Below are 20243 nucleotides of genomic sequence, written 5' to 3'. Positions count from 1 at the left end.
GAGATTCGGCTGGAATTGATTCATGAGCAACAGCGCAGGCCAGCGGGCATTTCAAAATGCCCGGCTTCAGAAACGGCAAAAAGCCGAGCTAGGGCCGCTGCTCGCGCGCGCCCTCCAGCTCCACAAGGCGGGACTTCTCCCCGAGGCCAAGACGGCCTATCGCGAACTCCTGGAGCTTGCGCCCAACCAATTCATCGCGCTGCATTTGCTGGGCGCTTTGGAGTCTGAAGCCAAAAACTATCGGCAGGCGCAAGTTTTGCTGAGCCGAGCGGTGGCCTTGGATCCGCGATCTGCCGAAGCCCATATGAGCCTGGGCGTCGCGCTCAACGGGCTGAAACGTCACAATGAGGCCCGCGAGAGCTATCGGAAGGCCCTCGCCCTTCGACCCAACTACGCCTTGGCCCTGTCCAATCTCGGCAACGCAAGCGCGGCCCTTGAACTTTATCAGGAAGCGCTCGAGAGCTACGACAAGGCGCTCGCAATCGACGGAAGACTTTCCGAAGCCCATAACGGCCGGGGTTGGGCGCTCTGCCGTGTGCGCGCCTATGACGAAGCGATCGCAAGCTTAAACCGCGCGCTATCGATCAAGCCTGACTACGCCTCGGCGCTGTCGACCCGCGCCGTTGCATTGCGGGAGCTTCAGCGATTTGACGAAGCCATGGCGGATTGCAATCGCGCAATCGCCCTCGCACCCGACGACGCGAATGGATGGCTCTGGCGGGCCAGTATCTTGCTCCTGACCCGGCAAGTTGCCGAAGCATTGTCCGATTGCGAGAAGGCTCTCGCGGCCGATCCCGGCTTCTCTCAGGCCCACAGCCTGCTCGGCCAATGTCTCGCGGCACTTGGCCGGGTCGACGAAGCCCTCGCCAGTTTCGACAGAGCTCTCGACATCGAGCCTGATCAGAGCACGATCTCCAGCAAGATATTCACCCTCGATTTCATGGCCGACGCCAGCGTTGCGCAGCATCAGCAAGCGCGACATGTATGGTGGGAGCAGATCGGTGCGAAGATCGCCTCAGCAGCGGCGGGATCGCATGAGAACAGCCGCGATCCGGATCGCCGTCTGGTGCTGGGTTATGTCTCGTCGGATTTTCACACACATTCAGCGGCGTTCATTTTCAAGCCGGTCCTGCAGCACCATGATCGGGCACAGTTCGAGATCGTGTGCTACGCTTGTTCACCGAAAACGGATGCGACGACCAGCGAATTTCAGGGGATCGCCGATCGCTGGCGCGACGCCTCGCAATGGTCCGACGATCGCCTCGCCGCTCAGATCCGCGCCGACGGCGTCGATATCCTGATCGATCTGTCCGGCCACACCAGCGGAAACCGCCTCGGTGTGTTTGCGCGCAAACCGGCACCTATTCAGGCGCATGGCTGGGGCCATGGTACCGGGACCGGGTTGCCAACCATCGATTATCTATTCTCGGACCCGGTCGCGATTCCTGCCGCGGTTCGGCATCTGTTTGCGGAGACCATCGTTGACCTGCCGTGCTTTGTGACGCTGGCGCCGCTGCCACCCGGGATTGCGCGGGCGCCGACGCCGGCGCTCGCGAACGGCTTCATCACATTCGGTGTCTTCAACCGCATCAGCAAGATTTCGAACGAGGCGGTGGAAGTCTGGTCTAGGATTCTCGAGCGGGTGCCGGGTTCGCGACTGCTGATCAAGGATACTGCACTGGACGCTCAGCTGGTCCGCGACAATCTGCTGGCGCGGTTTGCCGCTTGCCAGTTGCCGGCCGAATGCGTCGATCTGCTCGGAGCCACGTCGCGAGACGAACATCTGGTAACGTTCAATCGCGTCGATATTGGCCTCGACCCATTCCCGCAGAATGGCGGCGTCAGCACGTGGGAAGCCTTGCAGATGGGCGTGCCGGTGGTGGCGAAGCTCGGTCACAGCCTGCCGAGCCGTGCTGCCGGCTCCATCCTCACCGCGCTGGGCCTGCCGGAGTGGGTCGCGGACAGCGATGAGGCCTATGTCGAAATCGCAGCGAGCCGTGGGTTGCAGATCGGCGAGCTCGATAAGTTGCGCGGCGAACTGCCCGGACAGATCAGGGCTGCCGCCGCCGGCAACCCAATCTCATACGTGCAAGCGGTGGACGATGCCTATCGCGCGATGTGGAAACGCTATTGCAACGACGGCGGCTGATCTCCGCCTCGCCTACGCCTTCAACTCCACAGTCCTGAACTCCGCCGGCAGGATCACCTCCAGCAGCTCGACGTCGTCCGAATAGTCCAGGATCATGTGCTTGATCTTCGGCGGCTGGGTCCAGGCGCTACCTTCTTTCATCAGCGTCTCGCCCTCTCCGTCCATATAGGTCTTCACCCAGCCCTTGAGCACGTAGACCATCTGGAATTCGACGTCGTGAAAGTGCAGCTTCGACACTTCGTCCGGATTGCAGGGGCCTTGCAGCCGGATCACGTGCGCCTGCGCGAGGCCATGGCTGGCGGCGGCGATGCCGAGGTCGCGATATTTCGCGTAGGTACGCAGACCGTCGGCTTTGAAGTCTTCCTCGCGGTGATGGCTGATCGCAATGCGCTGCTTGGGCCGCGCCGGTTTCTTGACGGATGACTTTGCCGTTGTCGTGGGGGCTTTTGCCTTCACCGCCGTGCGCGCCGTGGATCGTGCTGCGGGTTTGGCCCCGCTACGCTTCTTCACCGCGGCTTGCGATGCGCTGCGCGATTTTGCTTTCTTGGCCATGGGCGGCCTCCCCTGTTGTTATGGGGAGAGGCTAGCACAGAATGCGAAATCGCAGGGTGGGTTAGCGCTAACGTACCCACCACTTCTTTGCGCAAGCGTTGAAGCATGGGGGGTTACACTGACGCTAACCCACCCTACAGCTCCGCCCTTCAATGCAGCCGGAATACTCCGTCCACCGCGCGCAACTCGGCCGGCTTGATCAGCTTGGAATGCGCCACTGTCACCGAGTGAAGCGGTCCGTCGAGCTTTTCCTGCCAGAACGCCAGAAAATCCTTCAGCGCCGGAAATTTCGGAAACATGTCGTAGTCCTGCCAGACGTAAGTCTGGAGCAGCGAGGGATGATCCGGCATCCGGTAGAGAATCTGCGCCGTCGTCATTCCGTAACCCAGCAGCTGTTTCCGGAAATCGTCCGAAACGGCTCTACTCCGCAAGCCCATGCCAACCTCCTTTGCAGGAGCGCATTCAAGGAGTGGCTTTCCGGTGCGCCTTAAGAGCCACCCGCTGCTGATGCGCTCACATAAGAGAAATGTGACGCAAACTGACAATCCATCTCAAGCCCAAAAGTTTAACAAGCTGTTGAAATTCAATGCGTTAGCAGCAGATCTAGCTCCGTGCTAATACTGCGCCGAGCGCGATTAACGATGGAAAGAGATTTTGGCAGGCGGCGCCTCCGAGTGCTATTTTTCTGCTACAAGCCCTTGCTCCCGCCAAAATCCTGCCTTATCTCAGTTGTGCCTGCGCTGGCACTCGCTGGCGCAGACTGCTAACAACCCAAAATTCCCAAATCGTGCAAAAGCTTAGGAGAACTGCATGAATTTCCGTCCGCTTCACGACCGCGTCGTGGTCAAGCGCATCGACGCAGAAGAGAAGACCGCTGGCGGCATCATCATTCCCGACACGGCGAAGGAAAAGCCCTCGCAGGGCGAGATCGTCGCCGTCGGCCCGGGTGGCCGCGACGAAGCTGGCAAGCTGATCCCGATCGACCTGAAGGTCGGCGACCGCGTGCTGTTCGGTAAGTGGTCCGGCACCGAGGTCAAGATCGACAACGTCGACCTGCTGATCATGAAGGAAAGCGACATCATGGGCGTCCTCGACGTCCCCGCTTCCAAGAAGAAGGCGGCCTAAGAGCCCCTCTCTTATCCAGTTAAACACCTAAGGAAAAAATCCAGATGGCAGCTAAAGAAGTCAAATTCTCGGTCGATGCGCGCGACAAGATGCTTCGCGGCGTCGACATTCTCGCCAACGCGGTGAAGGTCACGCTCGGTCCGAAGGGCCGCAACGTCGTGCTCGACAAGTCGTTCGGCGCTCCCCGCATCACCAAGGACGGCGTCACCGTCGCCAAGGAGATCGAGCTCGAGGACAAGTTCGAGAACATGGGCGCGCAGATGGTGCGCGAAGTCGCCTCCAAGTCCGCTGACGCGGCCGGCGACGGCACCACCACCGCGACCGTGCTGGCCCAGGCGATCGTACGCGAAGGCGCCAAGTCGGTTGCCGCCGGCATGAACCCGATGGATCTGAAGCGCGGTATCGATCTCGCGGTCGAAGCCGTCGTTGCGGACCTCGTCAAGAACTCCAAGAAGGTGACCTCGAACGACGAGATCGCCCAGGTCGGCACCATCTCGGCCAACGGCGACGCGGAGATCGGCAAGTTCCTCGCCGACGCCATGAAGAAGGTCGGCAACGAGGGTGTCATCACCGTCGAGGAAGCCAAGTCGCTTGAGACCGAGCTCGACGTCGTCGAGGGCATGCAGTTCGACCGCGGCTACATCTCGCCCTACTTCGTCACCAACGCCGACAAGATGCGCGTTGAGATGGACGACGCCTACATCCTCATCAACGAGAAGAAGCTCTCCTCGCTGAACGAGCTGCTGCCGCTGCTCGAGGCCGTGGTGCAGACCGGCAAGCCGCTGGTCATCGTCGCCGAGGACGTCGAAGGCGAAGCGCTTGCCACCCTGGTCGTGAACCGTCTCCGTGGCGGCCTGAAGGTCGCGGCCGTCAAGGCTCCGGGCTTCGGCGATCGCCGCAAGGCCATGCTGCAGGACATCGCGATCCTGACCGGTGGCCAGGCGATCTCGGAAGATCTCGGCATCAAGCTCGAGAACGTCACGCTCAACATGCTCGGTCGCGCCAAGAAGGTGATGATCGACAAGGAGAACACCACGATCGTCAACGGCGCCGGCAAGAAGGCCGACATCGAAGCGCGCGTGTCGCAGATCAAGGCGCAGATCGAGGAAACCACCTCGGACTACGACCGTGAGAAGCTCCAGGAGCGTCTTGCCAAGCTCGCAGGCGGCGTCGCGGTGATCCGCGTCGGCGGCGCGACCGAGGTCGAGGTGAAGGAGCGCAAGGATCGCGTTGATGACGCGATGCATGCGACCCGCGCCGCGGTCGAGGAAGGCATCGTCCCGGGCGGCGGCGTCGCCCTGCTCCGTGCCTCCGAGCAGCTCAAGGGCCTGCGCACCAAGAACGACGACCAGAAGACCGGCGTCGAGATCGTGCGCAAGGCGCTCTCCGCGCCCGCTCGCCAGATCGCGATCAACGCCGGTGAAGATGGCTCCGTGATCGTCGGCAAGGTCCTCGAGAACAAGTCGTACGCCTACGGCTTCGACTCCCAGACCGGCGAATATGTTGACCTCGTCAAGAAGGGCATCATCGACCCGACCAAGGTGGTCCGTACCGCGATCCAGAACGCAGCCTCGGTTGCGGCGCTCTTGATCACCACGGAAGCCATGGTCGCCGAGCTGCCCAAGAAGGGCGGCTCCGGTCCGGCGATGCCCCCGGGCGGCGGCATGGGCGGCATGGATTTCTGATCCAGCCATTCCGGCAAACGACAAAATGCGAAACCCCGGCAGCGATGCCGGGGTTTTGTTTTTCTTCGGTGGTCCCATCCCGGAGCAGCGCGGAGCCCGGAATGACAGTGGGGCTTCACCACACCTTCCCCAGCCGCTCCGTGTGCGGTTCGCCGTGCTGGTCGAGCGACCAGAATATCCGCGTCACCTTGCCGACCAGATTGTCCATCGGCACGAATCCGATCGACGACATCACGCGGCTGTCACTCGAGTTGTCGCGATTGTCGCCGAGCACGAAGAAATGGCCCGGCGGCACGGTGTAGACGTCGGTGTTGTCGTAGTAGCCGTTGTCGACACAGTCCTGCGTCACGTAGGACGCGCCATTCGGCAGCGTCTCGCGCCAGCGCTTGGCCTTCGCACCGTCATCCACGCCGCAGGTGGAGCCGGCGAATGCCTGCTTCAGAGCGACGCGCGTCACCGGGCGGTCATTTAGGATGAGTTGGCCCTGCCGCATCTGGATGCGATCACCGGGCAGCCCGACCACGCGCTTGACATAGTCGACCGGGGTGTCCTTTAGCGTCCGGAACACGACGACGTCACCATACTCGGGATCGGTGGCCCGGAAACGCCCGGAGATCCACGACGGCGCGAAGGGAAACGAATAACGGCCATAGCCATAGGCATATTTTGCAGCAAAGACGTAGTCGCCGACGACCAGCGTCGGCGTCATCGAGCCGGACGGGATGTTGAACGGCTGAAACAGGAAGATGCGAAACAGGAACGGCGGCGACCACAGCACCGGAATCAGGAGGATCAGGATGACGATCGCCTTCCATTCCCGCGCTTTGGCCTGCGGGTGGATGGTTTCCTGAAGAGTGGTCATGCGCCTGCCCTGATCAAGCCCGTAGTCGTCGCGAGATTACGCAACCCTCGCGCGTACGCAATCCCATAACTTGGTCGCGCCGCGCGCGGATCGCGTTCATGGGTCGCAATCAACCGCGCGCGAGATCGCTGAAGCAGCGGCGGATCCATTCGATGGTGAGCCGCGTCGCCGGATCGCGCTTGAGATGGTTCTGCACCAGCAGCCAGACGTCGCGGCGCCCAGGCAGCAGCGTGGCGCGCAGGCGGCGATCGCCGAGTAAGTCCGCGCAGACATGCTCCGGCAACACGCCGGCGGCCTGATGCGCGCGGATCAGGTTACGGATGACGCGAACGTTGTCGGTAACGCAGCGCGCGTGGGCTTGCTTCATACGCAGGAATTGCATCTCAGGAATGGCACCGAGTTCGTCCGGATAGGCGCACAGCACCGGCTCGCCTTCGGTCGTGACAGGCTCAAAATAATAGAGCTTGACGTCACCGAGCCTGGAGATCGCGAAGTCGCCCTTGTCGGGCTTGCGCAGCCGGATAGCGAGATCGGCTTCCCAGCGCGAGAACTTGACGTTCTCGCTCGAGGTGAGGAATTGCAGCGTCAGGCCGGAATTGGCGCGCAGGAAGTCGCTCGCGCGAGGCGACAGAACCTCCTCGGCAACCGTGTTGGTGGAGGCGATACGCAGGCGTCCCACCGGGCCTGCAAGACTCTCGCCGACGCGACCGATCTCGGCGGCATGTGCGGCCATCGCCTCGACATGCGCCAGCACCGCCTCGCAACTCCGCGTCGGCCGGCGCTGGCCGTCCACCGCATCGAACAGCGGCACGCCGAGATCGCGCTGGATGCGCGCGAGCCTGCGGCCGACGGTGGTCTCGTCGATGCGCAGCCGCGCGCTGGCGCCGGCATAGGTGCCCTCGTCCCTGACCGCGGCGATGATGCGCAGATCGTCCCAGTTCATGGCGATGAGCCTAGCAGGCACGACGGGCTCCTGCAAATTTGCAGCCATATGCTGCAATAGTCCTGCACATTGGCAGGCCGCCGCCGCGCTACTGTGGCGCTATCCGATATGCCTTAAGGCCGGACCCGCATGACCGCCCCAAAAACCCTGCTTGAATTGTCCGGCGCCGATCTCACTCCGCCCAGGCTCGCCGATTCCTGCCTCGTGCTAATCGACATCCAGAACGAATATTGCGCCGGGCCGCTCGCCTTGCCGGACGCGGAGCCCGCAATCGCCGCCGCCGCGCGCCTGCTCGCCCGCGCGAGGGCGAGCGGCGCTGCGATCTTCCATATCGCGCACAAGGGACGTGCCGGCAGCCTGTTCGACCGCGAGGCCGCGCGCGGCGCGATCGTCAGGAACGTGGCGCCGCTCGCCAGCGAAGCCGTGATCGAAAAGGCGCTGCCGAACGCTTTTGCCGGCACCGACCTGCAAGTCCGGCTGGCCGCAACCGGACGCACGAACATCGTGCTGGCCGGTTTCATGACCCATATGTGCATCAGCTCGACCGCCCGCGCCGCGCTCGACCTCGGCCTGCGCACGACGATCGCAGCCGATGCCTGCGCCACACGCGATCTTCCCGACGGCCGCGGCGGAGCGCTCTCCGCAAGGATCATCCACGAGGTCGCCCTGGCCGAATTGTCGGACCGGTTTGCGATCATCGCACAAACCGAGACGTTGACCTGAAGGAGCGTAGGCGATGCTGCAACTCTATTTCTCACCGATGGCCTGCTCGCTTGCGAGCCGCATCGCGCTGATGGAAGCGGGCATCGAGGCCCGCTATCATCCGGTCCATCTCCAGACCAAGCAGGTCGTGGACGACGGCAGCGATTTCCTCGGCGTTTCCCCAAAGGGCGCGGTGCCGGTCCTGGTGCTGGAGAATGGCGAACGGCTGACCGAAAGCGCCGCGGTGCTGCAATACATCGCCGACCTAAAGCCGCAGGCGGGCCTTGCACCCGCCTTCGGAAATCCCGACCGGTATCGGCTCCAGGAATGGCTCAGTTTCGTCGGGGCCGAGATCCACAAGGCGTTCCTGTTTCCAACCTTCTGGTACAAGGACGACGCCTCGCTCGCCAAGCCGCGTGCAAGGATAGCGCAGACATTATCGATGCCTGCCGCGCATCTGACGGACCGCGAATTCCTCGTCGGCGACAGCTTCACCGTCGCGGATGCCCATCTCACCTGGGCTTTGCTGTTGCTCCGTCCCGCGGGAATCGACGTCGCGCAATGGCCATCGTTGTCGGCCTATCTCGCGCGCATGCAGGCGCGACCGGCCGTGCGGGACGCGATTGCGACCGAAATGGCCGTCCGCAAGACGATGGCGGCGAGCCCGGCGTGACAGGATGTCACGGCCGGGAAATCTGAGCGGTGCTCCGGCAGGGCATTGATGTCGGCGCGGCATGCGCTAATCTGGAGGGATATTTTTCGACATTTCCTTGGAAGGCATTCATGCGTGCTCTTTCCAGATTTTGCCCGGCCGGACTTTGCCTTGCCCTCCTGGCCTGCTGGCTTTCCGTTGCGCCGGCATCGGCGGAAACCCGCGTCGCCCTGGTGATCGGCAATGGCGCCTATGCCAGTACGGCGCAGCTTCCCAACCCGTCGCACGATGCCGAAGACGTCGCCGCCTCGCTCAAGCGCAGCGGCTTCGAGGTGCTCCAGGGCATCGACCTGCGCCAAGCTGACATGCAGGACCTCACCATCCGCTTCGCGCGCGCCGCGAGCAAAGCCGACGTCGCCATGTTCTACTACAGCGGCCATGCGATGCAGTACAACGGCGTGAACTATCTGATGCCTGTCGATGCCGTGCTGAGCGACGAAGCCGACCTGAAGCGCTTCGTGCGGGTGGACGACATCGTGAACGACCTGCAGCAGGCCAAGAACCTGCGCATCCTCATCCTCGATTCCTGCCGCGACAATCCGCTGGCCGAAACCTTGAAACGCTCCGCCGGCATGACGCGCGGCGCCTCGATCGGGCGGGGCCTGTCGAAAGTCGAAGCACCGCGCGGCACGATCGTGTCGTTCTCAACCCAGTCCGGGCAGACGGCGGCCGATGGCAGCGGCCGCAACAGCCCCTATACGACGGCGTTCCTGAAGCACATCGAGGAGCCGCAGGAGATCGGCGAAGTCTTTCGCGACATCAGCAGCGACGTCTACGATTCCAGCGGCAAGACCCAACTCCCGGAGCTGTCGCTGTCGATCATCGGCAAGTTCTACCTGAACGGACCGGTGTCAGTCACGGTGGCGCCGGCGGCGCCACAAGCCGCGCCCCGGGCTGACCCTTGCGCAGCAGCAGAAGCACACTGGAAGGCTGCCGACGGCATCGGCACGCTGGGCGCTTTCGAGGATCACCTCGCGAGATTCCCGAATTGCATCTTCGCCACGCTCGCCAAAGCTCGAATCGAGGGGCTGAAGCAGAAGGTGGCGCTCGCGCCGTCAGGCAACGGCCGGAGCGGCGGAAGCAAGGATTTTGACGGCAGCTGGGACGTGACGTTGAACTGCTTGGCCACCGGCAAGGCGCAGGGCTTCACCAGACCTCTGGTCGCCACCGTCACGAACGGCGTGCTTCATGCCGAGGCGCAGGGTCCGGGCAACAACATCAACCGGCTCGAGATCGACGGCCAGATCCCGGCGGACGGCAAGACCACCTTGAGCGCGCGCGGCACGACGGGAGCGAGCGCGTACACGCTGAACAATCTAGCGCCCGGCTCGCCCTACGCCTTTACGGTCGATGCGCAGTTCGATCGCACCCGCGGAACCGGCAAGCGCAACGAGGCGCGGGCCTGCAATCTGGTTTTCGTCAAACGCTAGCTGCGCATCCCCGGCCGGTCACACGCCCGTCTGGCTGATGAACTTGGTGTTGAAATAACCCTCCATCGCCTCGGTGCCGCCCTCCGAGCCGTAGCCGGAATCCTTGATGCCGCCGAACGGCACTTCGGGCAGCGCCAGACCAAAACTGTTGATCGACATCATGCCGGCTTCGACTGCCGAACCGATCGCAGCCGCCGTCTTTGCCGAGCTTGTGAAGGCGTAGGACGCCAGCCCGAACGGCAAGCGGTTGGCCTCCTCGACCACCTCGTCGAACGACGAGAAGCGTGAAATCAGCGCGAGCGGGCCGAACGGCTCCTCGTTCATGGCGCGCGCATCCTTCGGCACGTCGCTCACCACCGTCGGCTCGAAGAAATGGCCCTTGTTGCCGACGCGTTTACCGCCGGTCTCGAGCTTTGCCCCCTTGCCGACGGCATCCTGCACCATGCCTTCGATGGCGGTGACACGGCGCGGATTGGCAAGCGAGCCCATTTTGGATTCGGGATCGAGGCCGTTGCCGACCTTGAACGACTTGGCGCTGTCGACAAATGTGTCGACGAATTCACGGAACACGTCATCCTGGACCAGCATCCGCGTCGGCGAGATGCAAACCTGCCCGGCATTGCGATATTTTGCTGCCGCCAGAATCTTGGCCGCCGATGTGACGTCGGCGTCCTTGAAAACGATCGCCGGCGCATGACCGCCGAGCTCCATGGTGGCACGCTTCATGTGCAGGCCCGCGAGCGCATTGAGCTGCTTGCCGACATGGGTCGAGCCTGTGAACGAGATCTTGCGGATCACCGGATGCGGAATGAGATATTCGGAGATCTCGGCAGGAATACCGTAGACCAGGTTGATGACGCCATCGGGCACGCCAGCGTCCGCAAACGCGCGGATCAGCTGTGCGGGCGAGGCCGGCGTCTCCTCCGGGGCCTTGACGATGATCGAGCAGCCGGCGCCGAGTGCGGCGGAGAGCTTGCGCACGACCTGATTGATCGGAAAGTTCCAGGGCGTGAACGCCGCAACCGGGCCGACCAGCTCCTTGATCGCGAGCTGGTAGATGCCCGGGCCGCGCGCGGGGATCAGGCGGCCATAGGCGCGTTTGGCTTCCTCCGCAAACCACTCGATCACGTCGGCGGCGGCCATCGCCTCCATCTTGGCCTCGCCGAGCGTCTTGCCCTGCTCCATCGTGAGCAGCGGCGCGATCTCCTCATTGCGCTCGCGCATGATCGCGGCGGCCTTGCGCATGATGCGGCAGCGCTCGAAGGGAGCAACGTTTCGCCAGATTTTCAAGCCGGCGCTGGCTGCGGCGAGTGCCTCGTCGAGGTCGGACCGTCCCGCATGGGCGACGGTGCCGATCACCTCTTCAGTCGCGGGATTGCGGACCTCGATCACCTTGCCCGAATGGGCCGGTCGCCATTTGCCGCCAATGAAAAGCTGGGTGTTCGAATAGGCCAACGGATTCTCCTGTGGTCGCTTTTTTCTGCGTTAGGTCGGGATAGGAATAGCTCGGTGACAAATCGCGTCCGCCGCCTTTGTCATCTCCGGCCCCAGATAGGAGCGGAAGCGTGGCTCGGCGACCAGAGCGCCGAAATCGGCCATGCGTGTCACCCCACCGCCGGCCACAAAGAGGAATCGCCCGGCGATCTCGGCAAGGATGTCGAGGTGCCAGGCCGCCGTCGGATGCATGCAGAGCACGACCAGCCGCCCCTCGTCGCGCAGCTTGCGGAAGAAATCGAGCATGAAGCCGATATAGCCATCCTGCAGGTTGAACTGCGGTTCGTCGAACAGGTGAACCAGCGGCGTCCGGGTTGGCGACGGCGCCAGGAAGGCGGACGGAATGCGCTTCCGGAAGCGCCTAACCTGATAGGATTGGTGATAGTGGATCGCGAGCCGGTCGCGCTCGCGATATTTGACACCATGGATATCGGTGCCCGCGACCAGCACGCGCCCGGAGGTCGGGGCGTTCGAGCCCGTCATCATCTCGAACAAGGTCGTCTTGCCGGCGCCATTCGGGCCGACGACACCAACGATATCAGGTTCGTCCAGCGACAGGTTTGCCTGTAACGTGAATGTCGGTCGGCGGATCACGCGGCCCCGTGTATAGACCTTTCGAACGTCGTCGAGAACGAGCAGCGGTGCGGCCACTTATTGTACTCCCAGCAAGCACTGACGAAGCCCGCGGTCATCGCGCAAGGCCGCGGCCTCCCCGGTCCAGACGATCCGGCCGCGATCGATCACCGCGGCATGGTCTGCGACCGCCAGCGCGATCTCGGCGTTCTGCTCCACGACCAGCGAGGCAATGCCCTCGTCCTTCATGCGCAAGATCGTCGCGAGCACGTCGCCGACGATTTTCGGCGCCAATCCCTGACTCGGCTCGTCGAACAGCACCAATCCCGGCGAGCCGACCAGCGCGCGGGCGATCGCCACCATCTGCATTTCGCCGCCCGACAGGTTTTCGCAGTCGCGCTCCATGAGATATTCGAGCGGTGAGAAGATCGCAGCGGCCTCCTTGACGCTCCAGTGGCGAAAGCGCGTGCGCTTTTGCGCGATCGACAGGTTGCGCGCAACCGTCAATGTCGGACACAGCCGGCGGTCGTCGGGTACCCAGCCGATGCCGGCGCGCGCAATCTCGTGGGTCGGATCGCGCGTGACGTCGTGACCGTCGAAACAAACGGAGCCGCGGCGCGGACGCGTCAGCCCCAGAATCGAGCGGAGCATGGTCGTCTTGCCGGCGCCGTTAGGGCCGAGCAGCGCAAACACCTTGGCGTGCTCGATGGCAAGCGAGGCGCCGAACAGCGCCTGGGTCTCGCCGTAAAAGGTATCGACCGCGTCCACTTCGAGGATCATGCGAACTTCCCGAGATTGGAGCGCCGCACCCATTCGTTCTGCTGCAGTTCGTGTGGCGTTCCGCGCGCCACCACCTGGCCCCAATGGATGACCGAGATCCGGTCAGCCAACGAGAACAGGAACTCCATATCGTGCTCGATGGCGACGATGGTCAGCCGCCCCTTCAGGCGAGCAATCAGGGCTGCGAGCCGGTGCACCCCGTCGGAGCCGAGGCCGGACGTCGGCTCGTCCAGGCACAGCACCCGGGGCGCCTGCGCCAGGGCGACCGCGATCTCCAGCGCGCGCCGGTCGCCATAGGACAGGTCCTTGGCGCGGATGTCGCCTTTGTCGGCAAGCCCAACTGCCGCCAGCGATTCAGAGGCCTTCGCGGCAAGCCGGCTGTCGCCCGCCGCTGCGCGCGCGACATCGTGGCCACGGGCGCGAAACTCGGGCAAGCCCATCATGACGTTGTCACGCGCGGAGAATTCGTCGAACAGTGTCATGATTTGAAACGAGCGGGCGATGCCCTTGGTGGCGATGCGGTGCGGGCTGAGGCCCGTGACATCCTCGCCGGCGAGCAGGACTCGACCACGGTTCGGTTTCACCCGGCCGGTGAGGACATTGAAGAACGTGGTTTTGCCGGCGCCGTTCGGGCCCATCACGCCGTGAAACTCGCCCTCCGCGACCGCGAGATCGACGCTCTCCAGCACGACCCGATCGCCGAAGCGGACATGAACGGCTGCGGCTTCGATCATGTTCATCGCCCGCTCCCGAACAGCAGCCGCATCGCCGAGGTACCGCGCTGCCGTAAGGCGCCGAGTGAGTGCTGCTGCACGGCAGCGGATATCGCGCCGGCAATGCCCTCGGGGCGAAACAGCACGATGGCGATGAACAGCAGACCAAAATAGAGCATCCAGGCATTGGTCAGCGCACCGATCACGTCTCGGGCGGTGAGGAAGAGAAATACGCCAATCACCGGGCCCCAGAAGCTGACGAGGCCACCGCCGACGAGCGTCATCATCACGACGTAGCCGGATTGATGCAGGCTCATGACGTCGGGGAATGCGGCGAGCTGCGCCATGGCGAACAATCCGCCGGCAAACCCCGAGACGGCGGCCGACAGCGCAAAGATCGCGACTTTGTAGAGCCACACATTATAGCCGAGATGGCTCGCGCGAACTTCGCTCTGCCTGATCGCAGCGACCACGCGGCCATAGGGCGAGTGCACCAGCCTCCACAATGCGGCGGTGCCGACCGCAAAGACGGCGAGCACGAAATAGTAGAACGCGACATTGTCGTTGAGATCGAACGACACAAGCCCGAAATCGGCCGGCAACCGTTTGATCTTGAGAAGGCCGTCTTCGCCGCCGGTGATCCGGTGCGATTTTATCGCCAACGTCCAGAAGATCTGGCCGAAGGCAATCGTCATGAAGGCATAATAGATGCCGCGCCTGTGCGAGATGAACAGCGCCACCAGCACGCCGGCGAGACCTGCCGCCGCGGCCGCGGCAATCAGGCATATCCAGAGATTGGCGAGGATGTCGAACTGACAGAGACCGAACGCGTAGGCGCCGATGCCGAAATAGGCACCATGACCGAACGACGGAAGTCCGGCGGTGCCCAGCACCAGGTTGAATGCGAGCGCATAGAGCGACCAGATCAGGATCTCGATCCCGAGATAGGGATAGAGCCCGATCCGCGTGATCCAGAGCGGCACCGTTGCAAGCACGAGCCAGAGCACCAGCATCGTCGGCGTCACGAGGCGCGCAGCGTCCGGTGAAGATTTTGGTCCCACAATCATTCCCTTTAGGCCTCGAGCACGCTTTTTTTGCCCCAGAGGCCGCGCGCGCGGAACGTCACGACGGCCACGAGCAAGATGTACATCGACAACAGCGACCATTCGGACGCGTAGGCGCCGGCAAGGCCGACACACAGTCCGACCAAAAGACCCGCCACGACCGCACCCCAAAAGCTGCCGACGCCCCCGAGCACGATCACCAGGAACGCAGGAATGACCGCATCGACGCCCATATGCGGGCGAATGCCCCAGATCGGCGCGACGATGATGCCCGCGATCGCGGCCAGCATCGTGCCGAACACGAAGACCAGCATCCGCAACCGCGACAGGTTGATGCCGAGCGCGCGAACGATCTCGCTGTCATGCGCGCCGGCCTTGACCGTCGCACCGAACGAGGTCTTTTCGATCAACAGCCAGACCAGGCCGATGACCCCGGCCGCGATGCCCGCTGCGTAGAAGCGATAGGTCGACCAGATCAGGTCGCCGAACAGGAAGCCGCCGTTGATGGCGGACGGCACCTGCAGCACGTAGTCGCGCGTGCCCCACACCAGGCGGATCATCTCTTCGATCACCATCGCGGCGCCGAAGGTCAGGAGCAGCCCGTAGAGCGGATCCTTGCCGTAAGTGCGCCGCATGCAGAGCTCGATCAGCATGCCGACCAGACTCACGATCACGGGAGCAATGATCAACGTCGACGCATAGCGCCAGCCGAGCGGCAGCGCGAGCCACGCTTTCGCAAGTTCCATCGGCAATGGAGGGCGCGGCCCCGTGAGCTGCATGGCGACATAAGCCCCGAGCGCGAACAGGGAGCCGTGCGCGAGGTTGATCTGCTCCATCAGCCCGACGATGAGCATGAAGCCGAGTGCGATCAGCGCGAACAACAGGCCGAGCGTCAGGCCGTTGAGGAGATGCGGAAGAAGGTCGAACAAGGTTTTTGGCTCTCGCAACTGGCATGTGTCATCCGGGAGGCTGACGGTCCCGGAGGCGCGGCGCGCGAGATGCGCGCCGCTCGTTCTGCGATGTGACGCACCGTCTCTAGGAGTCGACGGTCGGCACCTGCTCGTAGGGGGTGAGCTTGCACTTGCCGGGTGCCGCATCATCGGCGGCCGATTTCGGCTCCGTCCAGCTGATGATCTCGAACAGATCGGTATTGTCGACCGGCTTGGCGTTGCGCCGCGCCAGATAGATCGTCTGCTGCATCTGGTGCGTCATCGGATCCATGTAGGCGTCGAAATGCTGCATGCGATCGGTCGCCGAGACCTTCAGGTTCTCGAGCTCCTTGATGATCTTGACGTTGTTGGTCGACCCTGCCCGCTCGATCGCACGCAGCAGTTCGCGCGTGGACATGTAGCCGTTGTAGGAGACGTTGCCCGGCACCGGGATCGGGCCGTCCTTGTTGGCGGCCTGCCACTTCTTGACGAATTCGGCGACGCCGGGCAGCGGCAGCTTGTGATACCAGGTGGTGCCGAACACGCCGAACAGGCTGTCGGGCGCGCCCCACACATCGGGCCAGTCCTGCTGGTTGTTGATCCAGGCCGGCTTGCCGTCGAGCTTGAGCTGCGCCACCTGCTCGCGCAATGCCTTGATATCGTCGCCGCCAACTGCGGTCGCCACAACATCGGGCTTGGCCTGCTGGATCTTCAGCAGATAGGCAGTAAAGTCGCGCGTGTTCTGCGGCACCAGCAGATTGTCGAGGATCTTGCCACCGGCGCTCTCGACCTGCGTCCTGGTCGCGGCAGACGTCGTGTGACCCCAGACATAGTCGTTGGTCAGCAGCATCCAGTTCTTGCCGATGGAGTCCACCGCGTTCTTGACCGACGCCTTGGAAAAATTGGTGCCGTTGCCGTCCCATACGAATTTCACGCGCGAGCAGTTCTCCCCGGCTTCGCTGGGCGCGGAGGAATTGGTGTTCATGTAGATCACACCATATTTGCTAGCGACCTGTGTGATGGCGTTGGCGACGCCCGAATGCAGCGCGCCGATCAGGATGGTGCAGTCCTCGCGGGTGATGAAACGTTCCGCGACGCGGCTGCCGGTAGCTGGCGTCGTCTCGGTGTCCGCCGTGATGAACGTGACCTGGCGCCCGAGTACGCCACCTTTGGCGTTGATCTCGTCGATCGCCATCTTGATGCCGCGGAAATCATCCTGGCCGCTGTTGCCGTATTGACCGCTGGCATCGCACGTCAGGCCCAGCTTGATCGGTTTCGCGCCTTGCGCCCAGGCATGATTCTGCCGCCACGGCCCAAAGAAGCTGCCGGCGCCGCCGATGACGCTCGCCATCAAGCTGCCCTTCAGAACGCTTCGCCGTGAGATCTGACGCCCTCTCATCGTGTCCTCCCGTTTTCGAAGTCTTTTGCTTTTTTGTGAGATTAGAATATTCATTCTATCTGTTATGTAAAGTAGAATATTTGATCCAAACGATGAAATGCCGTTAAACAGGCGACCGATCCGGAGATCCGACTCGATGAACAAGGCGGCTGGCGCCATGACTTATGACGAACTGCGCGGCGCGATCGCGCAGCGGCACCGGGCACTGTCCGGCCGGTTACAGCAGATCGCGGAGTTCGTGCTCGATCACCCGACCGATGTCGCACTCGGCACCGTGGCGGAGGTGGCGCAGCGCTCAGGGGTGCCGCCGTCGGCGATCGTTCGCTTCGCGCATGCGCTCGGGTTCGGCGGCTTCACCGAGATGCAGCAGGTGTTCCGCTCCCGTCTCGTCGCCGGCGTCGCGCCAAGCTACAAGGCGCGCCTCGCCCGCATGAAGAGCCAGGAGAAGTCAGTGCTCGGCCGCCAGCCGGCCGCGGTCTTGTCGCGTTTCGTGTCCGAAGCGCAATCATCGCTGGTCACGCTCAGCCAATCCGTCCATGCGCCCGAACTCGACGCCGCAACCGCGATCCTTGCCAAGGCACGTGACATCTATCTGCTCGGCCTGGGCGGCTCGTTCCCGGTTGCGATCCACCTCGCCTACGTGCTGCGCAAGCTCGGACGGCGCGTCGTCCTGCTCGACGGCCTTGGCGGCAGCATCCACGAGCAGTCGCACGCGGCGACATCAGACGACGCGCTGGTCGCGATCAGCTTCCGAAATTACTATCCGGATACGGCGCGCTTGTTTCCCGAACTCGTCGCGCGGGGCGTGCCCACGATTTCCATCACCGACAGCCTTTTGAGCCCGATCGTCGAGGGCGCGAGCGTCGTGTTCGAGATCCAGGACATGCCTGAGCCCGCGCTGCGTACGCTTGTCGCACCGATGTGCCTCGTGCAGGCGTTGGCGATCGGCCTCGACCTCGCCGCAGACTGACATTCACAACAGGAACAAGATCATGTCATCGCATGACACCAACAAGCTTCTGGCAGGCAAAGTTGCACTGGTGACCGGCGCGGGGCGCGGGCTCGGCCGCGCTTTTGCAGAGAAGCTTGCCGCGCTCGGCGCTGACGTCGCCATCCACGGCATGCGCGAGAACGGGCCGGCCGAGTATGGCGAGGGCACCACCCTCACCGCGGTCGCCGTCGAGATCGGCCGCGAATTCGGCGTTCGCAGCCAGCGCGTGCTCGGCGATCTCACCAAGGGCGAGGACATCGCACGCGTCATCGCGGAGACCGAAGCGGCACTCGGCCCGATCGACATTCTCGTGCACAATGCCGGGGGCGATATCGCGGCCGGCGGCGGCAAGCCCGATCCGAACGATGCGGTGAATATCAAGGAGGCCGACGTGCGCGCGGTGCTGGAGCGCAATCTGCTCTCCACCATCCTGACATGCCAGGCGGTCGCGCGCGGCATGATGGAGCGCCGACGCGGCCGCATCGTGACGCTTGGCTCCGTCGCCGCTTTCAAGGGACGTACCCAAGGCTCGATCTATGCGGTCTCGAAGGCCGGCGTGACCCATTACACGCGATGCCTGGCCGACCAGCTCCGCCCCTACGACGTCGCCGTCAACTGCATCGCGCCCGGAGATACCCGCACCGGCCGCTTCCTCGGAACGCGTGCAGTCGACCCCGACAGAATGGTCGAGACCGGCACGCTCGACCGGATCGCAACCGTCGACGAGGTCGCGCGCGTTGTCGAATTCTTCGCAGGGCCCATGGGCGCCTTCGTTTCCGGTCAGGTGCTGCGGATCGACGGCGGCGGGCAGTGCTGGCCGGGCTAAAACGTACCCGCGAAGCGAAATAGAAAAGGGCCGCTGCAAGCGGCCCTTTTGCGTGATCTCGAATCGACTGAGCCTAGTCCACGCGCGCCAGCACCGCGAGTTTGCGGATGCCCTTGTTGCGGTAGGCATCGAGGAACGCGTAATAATCCTTGAACGACACGCAGCCGTTGGAATCGCCATTCGGCCCGAGCATGAAGGTATGCGCGAGCAGGCCGTCGCGGCCGTAGATCGCGCTCTCACCGCCAATCGGGGTCAGGCGCAGCGCGGGCACGCCGTGAAACAGTGCCTCGCGCGGTTTCAGCGTGTAGATGTGCGGCGGCGTCACACCGCGCATGCGGACGCGCGAGGAGCGCGGGTCGTCGAGGTTGGAGCCGAGGCCGGAATGCGCCTCGAGCTTGGTGCCGTCGGGCAAGTAAACCGTTTTAGCGGAGATGTCGTAGACCGCGGTGTCACGCTCATAGGGCGCCGAACCGCCGAGCATGGGGTTCTGCTCCTTCGGCGCGATGGAGGCGGTCACGCTGGCGTCGGCCGAGGCATAGGCGAGCAGCCCACCGGACGGCTCGCGCTTGCCCCAGAGCTTTTCCACCATCGACTGGCGCGGTCCGGTAATCGACATCACCGCAGCCTTGGCGCGATCGGCAATCGATTTTGGCTTCGCCTCAGGCGCCGGCACGATCTCGGCCGGATCTGCCGAGGCAAGCTGCACCGGCGCGTCAGCGCCGCGCTTGGACTTCGCGGCGTCAGCGATCTTGGCGGGACCTGGCTTCAGGACTTCCGCGACCCTCGCGATCACGCTCGGCTTCGGCGCGTCCTTGGCTTCGGCGACCTTGGTTGCGGGCGCGGCGCTGGCCGCATTCGATGTCACGCCTTGGGTTGCAGCCGCGGCAAAGCGATCATTGAACATCTCGCGCGAGATCGGCGCTGCCACCTGCAACCGGTCGGGCAAGAGCGCAAAGGCGTCCTTGACGGCCTCACCGGCCTCGCGCAACGCGACCCTGGGCGCGCGCTTGACCACTGGCTCGTCGTAGCCGCTGCTGCCGACGGTCGGATAGACGCTGGCGGCAAAGATGTTGCTGTAGATGGTCCAGCCGGCGCCAAGCACGACGCAGCCGATCACGGCGGCGCCAAGCACGTTTTGGGTAGTCATTTTCCGGGAAGGCTTCCGATAGGAATTGCTCGAGAACCCTTTGGACTTTCGTGCCGCGATGCCTTGCGCAGCGATACTCGTACTCATTCGCCTTGCGTCCAGAACGGTGTCACTAAGTCCCCCTTCGAAGCGCCGCTGGTCACGATCCGGGAACAGCATCTCGCAGA

General features: G+C 63.6%; 20 protein-coding genes. 8 read left to right on the top strand and 12 right to left on the bottom strand.

What is annotated here, in order from left to right; all coding sequences use genetic code 11:
* Positions 1–22: 22 nt before the first annotated feature.
* The gene (locus BcanWU425_RS15565; protein ID WP_204511615.1) at positions 23–2149 is read left to right on the top strand and encodes an O-linked N-acetylglucosamine transferase, SPINDLY family protein; all 2127 of its coding nucleotides are present in this window, start codon (positions 23–25) and stop codon (positions 2147–2149) included.
* A 12-nt stretch (positions 2150–2161) separates the two neighbouring features.
* Here BcanWU425_RS15565 and BcanWU425_RS15560 read toward each other — a convergent pair whose 3' ends face one another.
* Both BcanWU425_RS15560 and BcanWU425_RS15555 read right to left on the bottom strand, forming a co-directional pair.
* Positions 2162–2701 (bottom strand): cupin domain-containing protein, encoded by a 540-nt coding sequence (locus BcanWU425_RS15560; RefSeq protein WP_085361709.1) that lies wholly within the window; start codon positions 2699–2701, stop codon positions 2162–2164.
* 149 nt (positions 2702–2850) lie between these two features.
* Entirely contained in the window at positions 2851–3138 is a 288-nt protein-coding gene (locus BcanWU425_RS15555) for an usg protein (protein ID WP_204511616.1), read from the bottom strand.
* A gap of 373 nt (positions 3139–3511) precedes the next feature.
* Between BcanWU425_RS15555 and BcanWU425_RS15550 the strand changes: the two genes are divergently transcribed.
* A complete protein-coding gene (locus BcanWU425_RS15550; protein ID WP_007611913.1) occupies positions 3512–3826 on the top strand; it encodes a co-chaperone GroES in 315 nt (104 codons plus the stop codon).
* Positions 3827–3870: 44 nt separating this feature from the next.
* Positions 3871–5511 carry a chaperonin GroEL gene (gene groL, locus BcanWU425_RS15545; RefSeq protein ID WP_085351091.1) on the top strand — a complete coding sequence of 547 codons (1641 nt, stop codon included), beginning with the start codon at positions 3871–3873 and terminating at the stop codon, positions 5509–5511.
* A gap of 115 nt (positions 5512–5626) precedes the next feature.
* Here the strand turns inward: groL and lepB are convergent, their stop codons facing one another.
* Positions 5627–6373, bottom strand: a complete 747-nt coding sequence (gene lepB, locus BcanWU425_RS15540; RefSeq protein ID WP_204511617.1) for a signal peptidase I — start codon at positions 6371–6373, stop codon at positions 5627–5629.
* Positions 6374–6482: 109 nt separating this feature from the next.
* A complete protein-coding gene (locus BcanWU425_RS15535; protein ID WP_018455621.1) occupies positions 6483–7316 on the bottom strand; it encodes a LysR family transcriptional regulator in 834 nt (277 codons plus the stop codon).
* 129 nt (positions 7317–7445) lie between these two features.
* Between BcanWU425_RS15535 and BcanWU425_RS15530 the strand changes: the two genes are divergently transcribed.
* The 3 genes from BcanWU425_RS15530 (at position 7446) to BcanWU425_RS15520 (ending at position 10160) form a co-directional block, all read left to right on the top strand.
* Positions 7446–8039: a cysteine hydrolase family protein gene (locus BcanWU425_RS15530; RefSeq protein WP_204511618.1), complete on the top strand. Its 594-nt coding sequence runs from the start codon at positions 7446–7448 to the stop codon at positions 8037–8039.
* Positions 8040–8052: 13 nt separating this feature from the next.
* On the top strand, positions 8053–8691 hold the full coding sequence (locus BcanWU425_RS15525; protein WP_085361708.1) for a glutathione binding-like protein: 639 nt from the start codon (positions 8053–8055) through the stop codon (positions 8689–8691).
* Between the two features lie 110 nt (positions 8692–8801).
* Positions 8802–10160 (top strand): caspase family protein, encoded by a 1359-nt coding sequence (locus tag BcanWU425_RS15520; RefSeq protein WP_204511619.1) that lies wholly within the window; start codon positions 8802–8804, stop codon positions 10158–10160.
* Positions 10161–10178: 18 nt separating this feature from the next.
* Here BcanWU425_RS15520 and BcanWU425_RS15515 read toward each other — a convergent pair whose 3' ends face one another.
* From BcanWU425_RS15515 to BcanWU425_RS15485, 7 genes are all read right to left on the bottom strand, one after another.
* A complete protein-coding gene (locus tag BcanWU425_RS15515; protein ID WP_204511620.1) occupies positions 10179–11615 on the bottom strand; it encodes an NAD-dependent succinate-semialdehyde dehydrogenase in 1437 nt (478 codons plus the stop codon).
* Between the two features lie 30 nt (positions 11616–11645).
* Positions 11646–12305 (bottom strand): ATP-binding cassette domain-containing protein, encoded by a 660-nt coding sequence (locus BcanWU425_RS15510; RefSeq protein ID WP_204511621.1) that lies wholly within the window; start codon positions 12303–12305, stop codon positions 11646–11648.
* A complete protein-coding gene (locus BcanWU425_RS15505; RefSeq protein WP_018455615.1) occupies positions 12306–13007 on the bottom strand; it encodes an ABC transporter ATP-binding protein in 702 nt (233 codons plus the stop codon). It abuts the gene before it with no gap.
* Entirely contained in the window at positions 13004–13747 is a 744-nt protein-coding gene (locus BcanWU425_RS15500; RefSeq protein ID WP_204511622.1) for an ABC transporter ATP-binding protein, read from the bottom strand. The genes BcanWU425_RS15505 and BcanWU425_RS15500 overlap by 4 nt, the downstream gene beginning before the upstream one ends.
* A complete protein-coding gene (locus tag BcanWU425_RS15495; RefSeq protein ID WP_085361703.1) occupies positions 13744–14787 on the bottom strand; it encodes a branched-chain amino acid ABC transporter permease in 1044 nt (347 codons plus the stop codon). Before BcanWU425_RS15495 ends, BcanWU425_RS15500 begins: the two co-directional genes overlap by 4 nt.
* Before the next feature lie 5 nt (positions 14788–14792).
* Positions 14793–15713: a branched-chain amino acid ABC transporter permease gene (locus BcanWU425_RS15490; protein ID WP_204511623.1), complete on the bottom strand. Its 921-nt coding sequence runs from the start codon at positions 15711–15713 to the stop codon at positions 14793–14795.
* 106 nt (positions 15714–15819) lie between these two features.
* Positions 15820–17112 (bottom strand): ABC transporter substrate-binding protein, encoded by a 1293-nt coding sequence (locus BcanWU425_RS15485; protein WP_231190578.1) that lies wholly within the window; start codon positions 17110–17112, stop codon positions 15820–15822.
* A 136-nt stretch (positions 17113–17248) separates the two neighbouring features.
* Between BcanWU425_RS15485 and BcanWU425_RS15480 the strand changes: the two genes are divergently transcribed.
* Both BcanWU425_RS15480 and BcanWU425_RS15475 read left to right on the top strand, forming a co-directional pair.
* The gene (locus BcanWU425_RS15480; protein ID WP_085361701.1) at positions 17249–18082 is read left to right on the top strand and encodes a MurR/RpiR family transcriptional regulator; all 834 of its coding nucleotides are present in this window, start codon (positions 17249–17251) and stop codon (positions 18080–18082) included.
* Between the two features lie 22 nt (positions 18083–18104).
* Positions 18105–18929: an SDR family NAD(P)-dependent oxidoreductase gene (locus tag BcanWU425_RS15475; RefSeq protein ID WP_204511624.1), complete on the top strand. Its 825-nt coding sequence runs from the start codon at positions 18105–18107 to the stop codon at positions 18927–18929.
* Positions 18930–19002: 73 nt separating this feature from the next.
* On the opposite strand, the gene BcanWU425_RS15470 is transcribed toward BcanWU425_RS15475, so the two are convergent.
* Positions 19003–20076, bottom strand: a complete 1074-nt coding sequence (locus BcanWU425_RS15470; RefSeq protein WP_204511625.1) for a DUF2778 domain-containing protein — start codon at positions 20074–20076, stop codon at positions 19003–19005.
* Between the last annotated feature and the right edge of the window lie 167 nt (positions 20077–20243).

Source organism: Bradyrhizobium sp. WU425, assembly GCF_021052305.1.
In the GTDB taxonomy this organism is placed as follows: domain Bacteria; phylum Pseudomonadota; class Alphaproteobacteria; order Rhizobiales; family Xanthobacteraceae; genus Bradyrhizobium; species Bradyrhizobium canariense_D.
This window is presented reverse-complemented; position numbering and strand designations above follow the sequence as displayed.

Excerpts from the sequence above, each read along its gene's own strand:
- BcanWU425_RS15565 (WP_204511615.1), top strand. The coding sequence starts at position 23 with ATGAGCAACAGCGCAGGCCAGCGGGCATTTCAAAATGCCCGGCTTCAG.
- BcanWU425_RS15560 (WP_085361709.1), bottom strand. The coding sequence starts at position 2,701 with ATGGCCAAGAAAGCAAAATCGCGCAGCGCATCGCAAGCCGCGGTGAAG.
- BcanWU425_RS15555 (WP_204511616.1), bottom strand. The coding sequence starts at position 3,138 with ATGGGCTTGCGGAGTAGAGCCGTTTCGGACGATTTCCGGAAACAGCTG.
- BcanWU425_RS15550 (WP_007611913.1), top strand. The coding sequence starts at position 3,512 with ATGAATTTCCGTCCGCTTCACGACCGCGTCGTGGTCAAGCGCATCGAC.
- groL (WP_085351091.1), top strand. The coding sequence starts at position 3,871 with ATGGCAGCTAAAGAAGTCAAATTCTCGGTCGATGCGCGCGACAAGATG.
- lepB (WP_204511617.1), bottom strand. The coding sequence starts at position 6,373 with ATGACCACTCTTCAGGAAACCATCCACCCGCAGGCCAAAGCGCGGGAA.
- BcanWU425_RS15535 (WP_018455621.1), bottom strand. The coding sequence starts at position 7,316 with ATGAACTGGGACGATCTGCGCATCATCGCCGCGGTCAGGGACGAGGGC.
- BcanWU425_RS15530 (WP_204511618.1), top strand. The coding sequence starts at position 7,446 with ATGACCGCCCCAAAAACCCTGCTTGAATTGTCCGGCGCCGATCTCACT.
- BcanWU425_RS15525 (WP_085361708.1), top strand. The coding sequence starts at position 8,053 with ATGCTGCAACTCTATTTCTCACCGATGGCCTGCTCGCTTGCGAGCCGC.
- BcanWU425_RS15520 (WP_204511619.1), top strand. The coding sequence starts at position 8,802 with ATGCGTGCTCTTTCCAGATTTTGCCCGGCCGGACTTTGCCTTGCCCTC.
- BcanWU425_RS15505 (WP_018455615.1), bottom strand. The coding sequence starts at position 13,007 with ATGATCCTCGAAGTGGACGCGGTCGATACCTTTTACGGCGAGACCCAG.
- BcanWU425_RS15500 (WP_204511622.1), bottom strand. The coding sequence starts at position 13,747 with ATGAACATGATCGAAGCCGCAGCCGTTCATGTCCGCTTCGGCGATCGG.
- BcanWU425_RS15495 (WP_085361703.1), bottom strand. The coding sequence starts at position 14,787 with ATGATTGTGGGACCAAAATCTTCACCGGACGCTGCGCGCCTCGTGACG.
- BcanWU425_RS15485 (WP_231190578.1), bottom strand. The coding sequence starts at position 17,112 with ATGAGAGGGCGTCAGATCTCACGGCGAAGCGTTCTGAAGGGCAGCTTG.
- BcanWU425_RS15480 (WP_085361701.1), top strand. The coding sequence starts at position 17,249 with ATGAACAAGGCGGCTGGCGCCATGACTTATGACGAACTGCGCGGCGCG.
- BcanWU425_RS15475 (WP_204511624.1), top strand. The coding sequence starts at position 18,105 with ATGTCATCGCATGACACCAACAAGCTTCTGGCAGGCAAAGTTGCACTG.
- BcanWU425_RS15470 (WP_204511625.1), bottom strand. The coding sequence starts at position 20,076 with ATGACTACCCAAAACGTGCTTGGCGCCGCCGTGATCGGCTGCGTCGTG.